The sequence below is a fragment of the Streptomyces sp. 17_S59 genome, from assembly GCF_056930295.1.
The window spans coordinates 6636667-6648768 of record NZ_JBXOWD010000001.1; the positions used below are offsets into that span (position 1 = coordinate 6636667).

Here is a 12102-nt window from a genome sequence, read left to right on the forward strand (position 1 = left end):
GGCCGGGGGCCGTGAGCCGCACCGAAGCCCGTCACGCCCGCGCGGCCCCGGTGCGCCGCTCCGCGAGGCGGCTCAGCGCCAGCAGCGTGAGCGCGAGCCAGCACGCGGCCAGCAGCCAGCCCCCGGCGACGTCCGAGGGCCAGTGCACGCCCAGGTAGACCCGGGTGCCCGCGACCCCTGCCGCCCACAGGGCGCAACAGGCGGCGGCCGCCCGGCCCGCGCGGTGCGGTGCGGCCCGCAGCACCGCCCACGCCAGCAACCCGGCGGCCAGCGCGCTCGTGGTGGCGTGCCCCGAGGGGAAGGCCGCCCCATGGGCCGCCGTGACCCAGTCGGCAGCCGGCGGCCGGGGCCGGTCCACGGCGGTCCGCAGACCGATGCGGACCAGCTGACCCACTGCCAGCACGGCCACCGCTGCCAGGACCACGGGCAGCCTGCGCCGCGCCGGGATCCCCGGCCGGCAGCCGAGCAGGCCCGCCGCCACCGCGATCGCGTAGGGCACCACACCGGTGCCGGTGGAAGTCAGCACCTCGGCCAGGGTGTCGACCGTGCCGGTGCGGTGCTCCAGAACTGCCCGGTGCAGTGCCGTGTCCACCCGGAGCGGCACCCCGTGGGCGGTGACCACCAGCGCCGTCAGCACGCACAGCGCCGCTGCCGCCGGGGCGAACACCGCTGCCGCCCGGGCCGCGGGCCGCCGGCCCGTCACGCGGCGGCCAGCAGGATCGGTCGCAGCCGGCCCCGGCGGGCGCGCTCCACCCAGGGCGCGGCATGGGTGGCGGCCACGGTCAGGGGAACGGCGAGCGCGACGCCGACCAGCGCGCCGGCCAGCACGTCGTGCGGATAGTGCACACCGATCCAGACCCTGGAGGCGGCCATGGCGAACGCGGCCAGCGCCGCCACCGCGCCGAGGCGGCGGTCGACGAGCCACAGCGCCGCCGCGGCGGCGAACGCGATCACGGCATGGCTGCTGGGGAAGGACCAGTCGCGCGCGGACGGGCAGGACTCCAGCGTGAAACTGCGGGGAATGGACCGGCAGGGCGGCTCCTCACGCACCAGGAACCCCAGTCCCACGTCCACCCCGTACACCACCGCCACCACCAGCGGCGTGGCCAGGGCCCGCGCCATCATGGGGGAGTCCGAGCGCCGGGCCCACCACCAGCCGGTGAGCATCAGCGCGGCGAACAGGGCGAGGCCGAACGTGGACCACGTGGCCACCGTGTCGTTGAGCAGCCACGAGGCGCGCTCCGCGTCCCGGGTGATGGCCGTGTAGAGGCCGCCGTCGATGCCCGAGCCGTCGAAGGTGGGGCGGGGCGCCGGATGTATGCCCGTCATCGCTGTCCTCCGTCCGCGTCCAGATCCGGATCCAGGTCCCCGTCCGTATCCGCACCCCGGGAGACTACGGGTGCCCCGGCGGCCGTCCGGCGGCGGGCCCGCGCCAGCTCCACGGCCAGGGGCAGCAGGGAGAGCAGGACGACGGCGCCGACGACCGGCAGCAGATAGCGGTCCACGTCCGGGACCACGGAGCCCAGCGCATGCCCGGCCAGCACCAGGCCGGCCGTCCACAGCAGCCCCCCGGCCACCTGCCACACCGTGAAGGCGCGCGCCGGGACCCCCAGGGCCCCGGCCAGGGGGTTGAGCACAGTCCGGACCACCGGCACGAAGCGCGCGAGGACGATCGCCCGGCCGTGACCGTACCGGTCCAGCAGCTCCTCGGCCCGGGTCGCGCCCTCGTGCAGGCGTTTGCTGCGGGACCGGACCAGCACGGCCCGGCCGCCGCGGCGCCCGAGGACGAAGCCGCACTGCGCCCCGGCCAGCGCCCCGGCCACGGCGGCCGCGAGCACCTGCGCCAGGTCCAGCTGGGGCCCCGGGTGCGCGCCGGACCTGGTCAGCAGGCCGGCGGTGAACAGCAGCGAGTCGCCGGGCAGGAAGAAGCCGATGAGCAGACCGGTCTCGGCGAACAGGACGACCGCGATGCCGAGCGCGCCGAAGGCCGAGAGCAGGGACGACGCGTCCAGGACGTTGACGGCGAGCGGGGTGGGGGGTGGTACGAGCACGGGTGCGAGGCCTCCCATGGTCGAGGGCGGGGCCGCCGGACGGCCCCACCGTCTGCACTCCAGTAGACGGTCAACGCGACTGTAGGGGTCCCGCGGGCACGCGGTACCGCACTCGCCGAGACCCGGACCGCCCGCCTGCCGCCGCCCGGCCGCACCCTGTGGGAGCAACCGCGGTGCCGGAAGGGTGAATTCGGTGCAGCGCAATCGTCGTGCGAGCTGATGATCCGGAATTGCAGCGGGAGTTGACGGGCGGCGGACGGGCGCAAAAAAAGGAACCCCCCTGCCCCGGGGCCCGTACACCCGGAGCAGAGGGAATTCCGTGCGGACTGCGTCAGCCGCCGTTGGCCGAGCCGTTCCCCGAGATGATCGGGATCTCGTCGATGAGGTGCGACAGCGGGTCGTCGCCGTCGTTGATCGTCGAGTTGTCCGTGCACTGCTGCTGCTGCTGGGAGGTGAGGATCGGCACGTCCTGGACACCGATGTTGATCAGAGCGATGACCGACTGGAGGTTGACCTTGCCGATCGCAATGCAGGGCTTGTTGAGCGTGCCCTGGATCAGGCTCATCTGCGGGCTTTGCTCGCCCCCGGTCTTGGTGTTGCCGTAGCCGGTCTTCGCACCATTGGCGTTGGCCACATCCTGGTCGTTGCCGATGGCCATCGCGGGGGAGGCGACGGCGCCGACAGCGGAGGCGGTTACCGCGGCCGTGGCGAGTACCTTCTTGAGCACGTCTATGCCTTTCGATCGATCGATGATTCCCACCGGGAAGCGACCTGAGTAACTCCGGGCGAAATAAGAAGTTCCGGACTTTCACTCATTCGCTCCAGCGAGCCATTTCGCGGGTCGTGCCGCCAACTCCTTTTGGCCGCAGCGGTGGCGGCGACGCTGCCCGGCGCGGAGCGGTCCGGCTGGTAGCGTGCGCTGCGCGGCGGGAATCTCGGCCGTCGGCCCGCTCGGACAGCGCCCCCACACGTTGCCTCCGGGCGGGCTTTTGAGCGGCCCCCCGGGTGCGTGCGCCGGAGTGCGCCGCAGCGCACCGGAGTTCACCGGGCCGATGGGAGGAGGGTCTTCCGTGACCGTCGAATACGTCCGCTACCGCATTGCCGACCCCGAGCGCCGCACCGCCTTCGAGAAGGCGTACGCTGCCGCGGTCACGCACCTGTACGCGGCCCCGCAGTGCCTCGGCTACGAGCTGTCGCGCGGCGTGGAGGAGCCGGAGCACTACGTCCTGCGCATCGAGTGGACCTCGGTCGACGATCACGAGCAGGGGTTCCGGCGTGGGCCGCACTTCCCGCCCTTTCTCGCGGAGATCGGCCCGTACGCCGACGACATCGAGGAAATGAAGCACTACGAGCGCACGCTGGTGGTCGACAAACGGCGCGGATGAGCGCCGGCGCACCCGAGTGTTAACAGCATGTGACGCGTGCCACCCCGCCGGGGAGGCGTGATCACTGCCGGAGGCGTATACCCTCTGGAGTGTGAACATGCTCGTCAAGCGCCGCCACGTGGACTTCGTCCGCGTCACCAGCATGTCCTGTCGCCGCTCCGGCTGATTTACCGGACCCCTGCAGCCCTCTTCTCAAGGGCCTCGCGTCCGCGTTCTCTCTTCTTTTTCTTACTTCTCACCCTTAGCCGCTTTCCGGCCCCCGCTGCCCGCGCATACCCTGCCGCGGTCCCGCGGGCCGTCCGGCCACCGCCGGACGATCGCCGGTCCCTCATGCTGTGGACCTCTCATGACGAACGAGCTTCCCGTCCTCGACCTCTCCGCCGCCTCCGCCGGGCCCGAGGCCCGCGCCCGCTTCCACGAGGCGCTGCACACCGCCGCCCGTGACGTGGGCTTCTTCCACCTGACCGGGCACGGCATCACCCCTGCCGAGACCGAGGACCTGACGCGCGCGATGCGCGCCTTCTTCGCCCTCCCCGAGGCGGACCGCCTCGCCATCAGCAACCTCAACTCCCCCCATTTCCGCGGCTACACCCGCATAGGCGACGAGCGCACGGGCGGCAGCCAGGACTGGCGGGACCAGCTGGACATCGGCGCCGAGCGCACCCCCCGCGTGCCCGCCCCCGGCGAGCCCGGCTACTGGTGGCTGGAGGGCCCCAACCAGTGGCCCGACGCCCTCCCCGAGCTGCGCACCACCGCGCTGCACTGGATCGACCGGCTCAGCGAGGTGGCCGGCCGGCTGCTGCACGAGCTGCTCGCCGCGATCGGCGCCCCCGAGGACTTCTACGACAAGGCCTTCGCCGACCGCCCCCACCTGCACCTCAAGCTCGTCCGCTACCCCGGCAGCGCCCCCGACGGCGCCGGCCAGGGCGTGGGCGCGCACAAGGACTACGGCTTCCTGACCCTGCTGCTCCAGGACGAGGTCGGCGGCCTCCAGGTCGAGGGGCCCGACGGGGAGTTCATCGACGTGCCGCCGCTGCCCGGGGCGTTCGTGATCAACCTGGGTGAACTGCTGGAGGTCGCCACCGACGGCTACCTCAAGGCCACCAACCACCGGGTGGTCAGCCCGCCCGGCACCCGTGAGCGCTACTCGGTGCCGTTCTTCTACAACCCGCGGCTCGACGCCCGCATCGAGCCCGTCCCCTTCCCGCACGCCCACCACGCCCCCGGCGTCACCCAGGACGCGGCCAACCCGCTGTTCGCGGAGTACGGGCGGAACGAGATCAAGGGCTGGCTCCGCGCCCACCCGGGCGTCGCCCGCCGCCACCACGCGGAGCTGCTGGAGGCCGGCACCTCCGCAGGCTGAGCCCGTGCCCCGGCACCGGCCCCGGCACCGGCCCCGCCACCGGGGCCGGCCGGGCCGGGCGCCCACGCCACTGATGAGAAGATCACACCAAGGCTTTTCCAACCGCTGACCAAGGATTTATATGGTTGGGGGCGGGAATCACCCTCGCATGGGCGCCGGAGCGCCACGGGGGAAGCACGGGGGGCGTGATCATGAGTGTGGTGCTGGGCACGGGCGTGGGCTGGCGGCCCGAGATCGCCGCGGACATCGAGGACCTGCCCGGCGTCGACTGGGTGGAGGTCGTGGCGGAGAACGTCTGCCCGGGCCGGCTGCCCGACGGGCTCCGGCGGCTGCGCGAGCGCGGCACCACTGTGGTCCCGCACGGCGTCTCCCTCGGCCTCGGCGGCGCCGACCGGCCCGACCTCGCCCGGCTCGCCGCCCTCGCCGGGACGGCCGAAGCCCTCGGCGCACCCCTGGTCTCCGAGCACATCGCCTTCGTACGCTCCGGGGGCCCGCTGGTCCCCTTCCCGCGCATCGAGGCCGGGCACCTGCTCCCGGTGCCGCGCACCCGGGACGCCCTCGACGTGCTGTGCGCGAACGTGCGCATCGCCCAGGACATGCTGCCCGTGCCGCTCGCCCTGGAGAACATCGCCGCCTTCTGGAGCTGGCCGGACGAGGAGCTGAGCGAGGGCCGCTTCCTCACCGAGCTGGTCGAACGGACCGGGGTGCGCCTCCTCGTCGACGTCGCCAACCTGCACACGAACCACGTCAACCGCGGCGAGGACCCGGTCACCGCCCTCGACGAGCTGCCGCTCGAAGCGCTCGCCTACGTCCATGTGGCCGGCGGCTTCGAGCGGGACGGGCTCTGGCACGACAGCCATGCCCACCCGGTGACCGGGCCCGTGCTCGACGTCCTCGCCGAGCTGTGCGCCCGCACCGCCCCGCCCGGCGTGCTCCTCGAACGGGACGACCACTTCCCCGCGGCGGGCGAGCTGGCGGCCGAACTCGCGGCCGTCCGCGCCGTGGCCGAGGGGGCGGTCCATGCCTGAGCGCGACACCGACGCCGCCCGGCAGCGGCTCGCGCTCGCGCAGCACGCCCTGCTCTCCGCGCTCGTCGCGGGCACCCCGGATCCCCCCGGCTTCGACCGGGCCCGGCTTCAGGTGCAGCGCAGGGCGCTGATCGCCAAGCGCACCCAGATCGTCGCCAAGGTGGCGCCGGAGCTGCCGCACATCCTGGGCGAGGACTTCCGCGAGCTGTTCGCCGCGTACGCGCGGCACCGCCCCCTGCGCGACGGCCACCGCCGCGACGCCCTCGACTTCGCCGGGCACCTGCTGGACGGCGATGCCCTGGCCGACGCAGTACGGCGGCCCCTCGCCGACTGGCACACCCGGCAGACCACCGCCCCGGGGCCGCTGGCCCGCCTGGTGCCTGCCCTCCGATCCGGGCGCCTCACGCGCCGCACGAAAGGCAATCGACCATGATCGCTGCCATCATCGTGGCGATACTCGCCCTGCTCGTCCCCTCGGCCCTGCTCGTCCTGGCCCGCCGCCGGGCACGGGCCCTCGGCACACCCCGCACAGCGGCCGGCGAACCCGGGCTGCTGGAGATCGCCTACCTGCGGGGCGGCCGGGGCCGTCTGGTGGACACGGTGATCACCAAGATGCACGACGACGGGCGGATCGAGGTGAACGCCGCGGGCAAGATCAAGGTCGAGAGGGCCGTCTCCCACAACCCCGTCGAACGCGCCCTGCTGGGGCGCTGCGGTGCCGACTGGACCACCTCGCTGCGCAGAATGCGCACGTCGCTGCAGTTCGACTCGGCCGTGGACGCGGTGGAACGCGCGCTGACCGAGCGCGGTCTGCTCATGTCCCAGGGGGCCAAGACCCGGTGGCGCGTCGCCGCCGGGTTCCAGGTGGCAGGCGTGCTGGCGACCTTCGTGATCGGTGTCGTGCTGCTGGTCCTGCACGGCTTCCACTGGGCGTCGTTCCTCCTGCTCGTGCTCGCCGTTGCCGGAGTCGTCCTGCGTGTGGCGTGCCATCCCGACTTCCAGCGGCTCCAGCCCACCCCGGCGGGCGAGGCGCTGGCGCGGTCGCTCCGCCGCGAAGGCCCCTGGAGCACGGGCGTCCCGGAGAGCCACCCCGAGGGCCTCGCGGGCGTCGTCGCCGTGCGCGGGACCGGCGACCTGCCGGAGGGCGTACTGCGGGAGCAGCTGCGGAAGGCCGCCCGGTCCGGCGGCACCTCCCGGACCGCCCGCCGCCGCAGCAGCAGTTCCACGTACGCGGGCACGAGCGGCTGCTCCTCGTGCGGCAGCTCCTCCGACTCGTCGAGCTGCTCCTCCTCGAGCTGTTCCTCCTCCAGCTGCTCGTCGGGCAGCTGCTCGTCCTCGTCCTGCGGCGGTGGCAGCAGCTGTTCCTCCTGACCTGCGCGTTCACCGTTCGTAAAGCAACCGTCGACCGCCGCGCGCCTAGCATCGGGACGTGACCGATACCGATGCCGCCGCCGACGGCGGCGGCGGGCTGCGGTTCTCCGTACTCGGCCGGCTCCGTGCGTGGCGCGGCGACGAGGCACTGGAACTGGGCTCGCCGCAGCAGCAGACCCTCCTCGCGGAGCTGCTGCTGCGGCAGGGCCGCGCCGCCTCGGCCGCCGAGATCGTGGACGCGCTGTGGGGCGAGGAACCACCGGTCCGCGCCATCGGCACCCTGCGCACCTACGCCTCCCGGCTGCGCAAACTGCTGGAGCCCGGGCGGCACACGGGCGCGGCGCCCCGGATCCTGGTGTCCGTGTCCGACGGCTACGCCCTGCGGGTGCCCCGGGAGGCACTGGACGCGGCCCGCTTCGAGGACCAGGTCACCGCCGCCGTCCGCGCGCGGGCCCGCGGCAGACCGGCCGAGGCCCGCGAACTGCTGCGCTCCGCCGTGGCGTTGTGGCGCGGCGAACCCCTGCCCGGCCTCTCCGGCGCCGCCGTGCGCGCCCACCGCGCCCGGCTCACCGAACAGCGGCTGATGGCCCTGGAGGCGCGGCTGGAACTCGACCTCGAACTCGGCCACCCCGAGGCTGCCCTGCGGGAGCTGGCCGCCCTGGCCGCACGCTATCCGCTGCGCGAACGGCTGGGCGCCCTGCACATCCTGGCCCTGCACCGCAGCGGCCGGCCCGCCGAGGCGCTCGCCGCGTACGAGGACGCGCGGCGCGTGCTGGCCGACGAGCTGGGGCTGGAGCCCGGGCGGGAACTCGCCGAGGTGCGGCGGCGCGTCCTGGCCCCGGACCGGAGCGGGACCGCCGGCCCGCCCGAGCCGCCCCGGCCCGCCCAGCTCCCCGGCGACCTCGCCGACTTCACCGGGCGCGAGGCGATCGTCGAGGAGCTGTGCGCCGCCCTGCGGCCCGGCCGCAGACAGGCCGTCGCGACCGTCGCCGTCTCCGGCATGGGCGGGGTGGGCAAGAGCGTCCTGGCCGTCCACGCCGCCCACCGGATACGCGAGGATTTCCCCGACGGGCAGTTCTACGCGGACCTGCGGGGCACGGCCGGCGACCCGGCCGAACCCGCCGTCGTGCTGGGCTCGTTCCTGCGGGCGCTCGGCGTGGACGACGCGGCGCTGCCCGAGGGCCGGGCCGAGCGGGCCGCCCTCTTCCGCACCCGGCTCGCGGACCGCCGGGTGCTGATCCTCCTCGACGACGCCCGCGACGCCGACCAGGTGCGGCCCTTCCTGCCCGGGACGCGCGGCTGCGCGGTGCTCGTCACCAGCCGCGCCAAGCTGGCCGGGCTGCCCTCCGTACGCCTCGTCGACCTCGACGTCATGGCCCCCGGGGAGGCGCTCGCCCTGCTCCGGCGGGTGGCGGGCGAGGCCCGCGCGGACGCCGAGCCGGAGGCCGCCGGGCGGCTGGTGGCGGCCTGCGGACTGCTGCCCCTGGCCGTGCGGATCGCGGCCACCCGGCTGGCCACCCGCCCCTCGTGGACGCTGGCCGGCCTGGACGAGCGGCTGTCCGACCCCCGGCGCCGGCTCGCCGAGCTGCGCGTCGGCGGACTGGCGGTCGACGCCGTCCTCGCGGCGGGCCGGCAGCAGCTCGGCGCCGGGGAGCGGCAGGCACTGCGGACGCTGGCCCTCCAGGACGGCCCGGACTTCTCGTCGGCCGCCGCGGCCGCCCTGCTCGGCCTCCCCGAACAGGAGGCCGAGTCGCTGTGCGAGTCGCTCGTGGACGCCGGCCTCCTGGAGTCCCCGGCGCCCGGCCGCTACCGCTTCCACGAGCTGCTGAGACTCCACCTGTACGAGCGCGCGGAAGCCGAGGACCCGCCGTCGCAGCGCACCACCGCGCTGCGACGGCTGCTCGGCTTCCACCTGTCCACGGCGCGGGAGGTGCACATGCTGGCGGGCCCCGGCACCGACCGGCTGGGCGTGCGGGTCACCGGGCCGGGGTTGTCCTTCGACGGGGTCGGGGCCGCCCGCGCCTGGCTCTTCGCCGAGGCGCCCGGCCTGTTCGCCGCCGTGCGCCGGGCCGCGGCGGACCCGGAAGCCTGTGCCCGGGCGGCCGACCTGCTGCTCATGATGGACGTCCTGGTCGAATACGGCGCCCACGAGCGGGAGTTCGAGGAGGCGGCGCGCGCGGTCGCTGCAGGTGCGCTGGCCCTGGGCGACCGGCGGAGCGCCGGCCGCGCCCTGCTCTGCCTGGCCGGCGTCTACTACGCCGCGGACCGGATCGACGAACTCGTCCCCGTGGGCCGGGAGGCGCTGGCCCTCAGCCGCGCCGCCGGGGACACGCCGGTCATGGCCGACTGCCTGGTGCAGCTGTCGCGGTGCGAGCAGCACCTGCACCGGCACGAGGAGGCGCACGCGCTGCTGACCGAGGCCCTGGCCGTCTTCCGGCGGACCGGCGACCGCTACGGCGAGGCCAATGCGATCGGGGTGCTCGCCCGGGTGTATCTCTCGCTCGGCCGGGGCGACGAGGCGCTCGCGGCCGCCGAGCAGTGCCTGGCCGCCCACCGCCGCCTGGGCGGGGGCCACCGGGTGGCGTTCGGGCTGTACCGGCTGGGCGTCGTCCTGGCCGGCATCGGGCGGGCGGCGGACTCGGCCGAGCGCCTGACCGAGGCCCTGGAGCTGTTCCGCGGACGGCACAACCGGCTGTGGGAGGGGCTCACCCTCTTCCGGATGGCGGAGACCCGGCTGCGGGCCGGCCACGTCGAGGAGGCCGTCATCCACGCGGAGCTGGCCGTCTCGGCACTCGCCGAGGTGGGCGAGTCCTGGGGGCGGGCCAAGGCCCTCCACGTCCTGGGCCACGCCCTCGACCAGCTGCGGCGCCCCGACCGCGCCCGCGCCTGCTGGCAGGCCGCGCACACCTTCCTGCGGCGCATGGGCATGCCGGAGGCCGACGACCTCCAGGTGCTCATCGGCTCCTGCGGCACCTCCTACGAGGAGGAGTCCGGCCCCGCCGTCTGATGCACCGTCATGTCGGTCGGCGGGGCCGGGTGCCAGTGGGCCGCGAAGGCCCGCGCGGGGTTGCCGACGAACACCTGCCGGACGAAGTCCTCGCCCAGCTCGCCCGCCAGCCGGGTGCGCAGCGTGCTCAGCAGGTACGGCATCCCCGGCCCCTCGCCGCCGGCCGCCCGGGCCGCGGCGGTCGTGGTGTCGCCGCCCAGCAGCAGGCGGTCCGCGTACCCGGCGTGGGCGAGCGCGGTCAGCGAGTCGAACAGCCGCCAGTCCGTGGCGTGATGGGCGCGCGAGGGCCCGTCGAAGGCGAGGAACGCCCCGGCCCGGGCCGCCGCCAGCTGCGCCCGGATGTCGGGCGAGCGGCCGAGGTGCCCCAGCATGACGCGGGCGGGCGGGACGGCGAGGGTGCCGCAGAGCAGGTCGAGGACTTCGAGGGCGCCGGTGCCGAGTTCGAGGTGCACGGCGATCGGCGCGCCGGTGGCGTGGTGCGCCCGGGCCGCGGCGGTCATGACGTGCCGGGCGTGCCGGTCGACGCCGTGCAGGGCGCCGGCCACCTTGACGATGCCCGCGCGCACCGGAGCCGTCGTCAGGTCCTCGACGAACAGCTCGGCGAGCCCGTCCCACGCGGGCCCGGACAGCGGCCGCTCGTAGTGCACCGCCTGGTGCAGCCCGGTCGCGGCGACGAGGTGGACGCCCGTGGCCCGTGCCAGCCGGGCGAGTTCCCCGCGCCGGCGTCCCATCCCGCGCGGGGTCCACTGCACCACGGTCCGGCCGCCGAGCTGCCGGAACGCCCGCAGTTCCGCCTCGGCGGCCCGGGGGTCGGCCAGCTCCTGCCCGGGCAGCCGGGGGCTGCGCAGGAAGAGGTGGTCGTGTGCGTTGCAGACGCCCAGCTCCTCGGCGGGGACGTCGCCGAGGACGGTGCGGACGACGGGCGGGCTGGCTTCCTGCGATCGCATACCGGTGTTTCCTCCTGTTTCCGGGCGTACGGGACGAGCGGTGTAACGGGTGAAGCGTTACACCGATGATCACTGTAACGGGTGAAGCGTTACGATGCCCGCATGAAGGACGACGACCCTCTGGCCTTCCGCCTCGACTGCGGTGCCGCCTGGCTCAATCTCCTCGCGACCCGTGGCCGCAGCTTCGGCGCGAGCCCGGTCGAGCGCATCGCCACCCCGGACCGGCTCGCACAGTGGCTGGCCCGCAGCGAGCTGGCGCCCGCAGAGCCGCCCGGGGCCGCCGACCTCGAGCGGGCCCGCGCACTGCGCGAGACGCTGCGTGCGCTCGCGCTGGCCGTCGTCGGCGGGGAGCCACCCCCGGGCGAGGCGGTCGCCGCGCTCAACGCCTTCCTCGGCGGAGCGGACGCCGAGCCGGACCCCGTGCGCCTGGTGGCCGCGGACCGGCTGCTGCGCGAGCCCCCGCCGACCGCGGGCGCGGCCCTCGCCCGCATCGCCCGCCAGGCGGCCGAGCACCTCACGGGCGCCGAGCGGCACACCCTTGCCGTCTGCCCCGAACACGACTGCCGGGGAGTCTTCGCCAACCCCACGGGCCGCCGCCGCTGGTGCCCCTCGCCCGCCTGTGCGAGCCGCGGTCGTGTACGGGCGCTCCGCGAACGCCGCCGGTCCGGGGAAGGGGCCCGCGGCTAGGGGGTGTCCGGCGGGGGAGGGGCGAGTACCGGACAGTCACCCCCCTCACTGTCCGTTAATCGCTCGCCCGCCGGGCCGTCGCCTCTGCGTGCGGGGGTCCTGCTGACCTCTGACGAATCATCAAGTGCTGTTCAGGCATGTGTATTTCACGCTGCCGCATATGTGATTCTGTCCGACCGGATGTCTTCTTGTGCGTCACCTCGCTCCGCGGGGACGCTGGTCCGGCAACTCTTGGCATGGACGCGACGTGCGGTCGCCGCCGT

The 12102-nt window shown here is 74.8% G+C and carries 10 protein-coding genes and 1 pseudogene; 6 read left to right on the top strand and 5 right to left on the bottom strand.

Going from position 1 to position 12102, the window contains the following annotated elements; genetic code table 11:
• Positions 1 to 31 precede the first annotated feature (31 nt).
• From AC1Z4A_RS29970 to AC1Z4A_RS29985, 4 genes are all read right to left on the bottom strand, one after another.
• Complete coding sequence (locus AC1Z4A_RS29970; protein ID WP_483683009.1) at positions 32 to 703, bottom strand: phosphatase PAP2 family protein; 672 nt, start codon at positions 701 to 703, stop codon at positions 32 to 34.
• Positions 700 to 1329 carry a phosphatase PAP2 family protein gene (locus AC1Z4A_RS29975; RefSeq protein WP_483683010.1) on the bottom strand — a complete coding sequence of 210 codons (630 nt, stop codon included), beginning with the start codon at positions 1327 to 1329 and terminating at the stop codon, positions 700 to 702. Before AC1Z4A_RS29975 ends, AC1Z4A_RS29970 begins: the two co-directional genes overlap by 4 nt.
• Positions 1326 to 2069, bottom strand: coding sequence for a DedA family protein (locus tag AC1Z4A_RS29980; protein ID WP_483683012.1), 744 nt, complete (start codon positions 2067 to 2069; stop codon positions 1326 to 1328). Before AC1Z4A_RS29980 ends, AC1Z4A_RS29975 begins: the two co-directional genes overlap by 4 nt.
• Before the next feature lie 313 nt (positions 2070 to 2382).
• Complete coding sequence (locus AC1Z4A_RS29985; protein WP_483683013.1) at positions 2383 to 2778, bottom strand: rodlin; 396 nt, start codon at positions 2776 to 2778, stop codon at positions 2383 to 2385.
• A 343-nt stretch (positions 2779 to 3121) separates the two neighbouring features.
• Here AC1Z4A_RS29985 and AC1Z4A_RS29990 point away from each other — a divergent pair, with 343 nt between their 5' ends.
• From AC1Z4A_RS29990 to AC1Z4A_RS30010, 5 genes and pseudogenes are all read left to right on the top strand, one after another.
• Positions 3122 to 3436 (top strand): putative quinol monooxygenase, encoded by a 315-nt coding sequence (locus AC1Z4A_RS29990; protein ID WP_483683014.1) that lies wholly within the window; start codon positions 3122 to 3124, stop codon positions 3434 to 3436.
• Between the two features lie 346 nt (positions 3437 to 3782).
• Entirely contained in the window at positions 3783 to 4799 is a 1017-nt protein-coding gene (locus AC1Z4A_RS29995; protein WP_483683015.1) for an isopenicillin N synthase family dioxygenase, read from the top strand.
• A 191-nt stretch (positions 4800 to 4990) separates the two neighbouring features.
• Positions 4991 to 6260, top strand: a pseudogene (locus AC1Z4A_RS30000) (multinuclear nonheme iron-dependent oxidase).
• Positions 6257 to 7198 carry a TIGR04222 domain-containing membrane protein gene (locus AC1Z4A_RS30005; RefSeq protein ID WP_483683016.1) on the top strand — a complete coding sequence of 314 codons (942 nt, stop codon included), beginning with the start codon at positions 6257 to 6259 and terminating at the stop codon, positions 7196 to 7198. The pseudogene AC1Z4A_RS30000 and the gene AC1Z4A_RS30005 overlap by 4 nt, the downstream one beginning before the upstream one ends.
• A 58-nt stretch (positions 7199 to 7256) precedes the next feature.
• Positions 7257 to 10205 (top strand): AfsR/SARP family transcriptional regulator, encoded by a 2949-nt coding sequence (locus tag AC1Z4A_RS30010; protein ID WP_483683017.1) that lies wholly within the window; start codon positions 7257 to 7259, stop codon positions 10203 to 10205.
• Here AC1Z4A_RS30010 and AC1Z4A_RS30015 read toward each other — a convergent pair.
• Positions 10175 to 11152, bottom strand: coding sequence for a phosphotriesterase family protein (locus AC1Z4A_RS30015; protein ID WP_483683018.1), 978 nt, complete (start codon positions 11150 to 11152; stop codon positions 10175 to 10177). The genes AC1Z4A_RS30010 and AC1Z4A_RS30015 overlap by 31 nt on opposite strands.
• A gap of 102 nt (positions 11153 to 11254) precedes the next feature.
• On the opposite strand from AC1Z4A_RS30015, the gene AC1Z4A_RS30020 reads away from it, so the two are divergent.
• Complete coding sequence (locus AC1Z4A_RS30020; RefSeq protein WP_483683019.1) at positions 11255 to 11839, top strand: CGNR zinc finger domain-containing protein; 585 nt, start codon at positions 11255 to 11257, stop codon at positions 11837 to 11839.
• The last annotated feature ends 263 nt before the right edge of the window (positions 11840 to 12102 follow it).

Bases quoted from the DNA above. Each gene is read 5' to 3' on its own strand.
- AC1Z4A_RS29975 (WP_483683010.1), bottom strand. From the start codon at position 1,329: ATGACGGGCATACATCCGGCGCCCCGCCCCACCTTCGACGGCTCGGGC.
- AC1Z4A_RS29980 (WP_483683012.1), bottom strand. From the start codon at position 2,069: ATGGGAGGCCTCGCACCCGTGCTCGTACCACCCCCCACCCCGCTCGCC.
- AC1Z4A_RS29995 (WP_483683015.1), top strand. From the start codon at position 3,783: ATGACGAACGAGCTTCCCGTCCTCGACCTCTCCGCCGCCTCCGCCGGG.
- AC1Z4A_RS30005 (WP_483683016.1), top strand. From the start codon at position 6,257: ATGATCGCTGCCATCATCGTGGCGATACTCGCCCTGCTCGTCCCCTCG.
- AC1Z4A_RS30015 (WP_483683018.1), bottom strand. From the start codon at position 11,152: ATGCGATCGCAGGAAGCCAGCCCGCCCGTCGTCCGCACCGTCCTCGGC.
- AC1Z4A_RS30020 (WP_483683019.1), top strand. From the start codon at position 11,255: ATGAAGGACGACGACCCTCTGGCCTTCCGCCTCGACTGCGGTGCCGCC.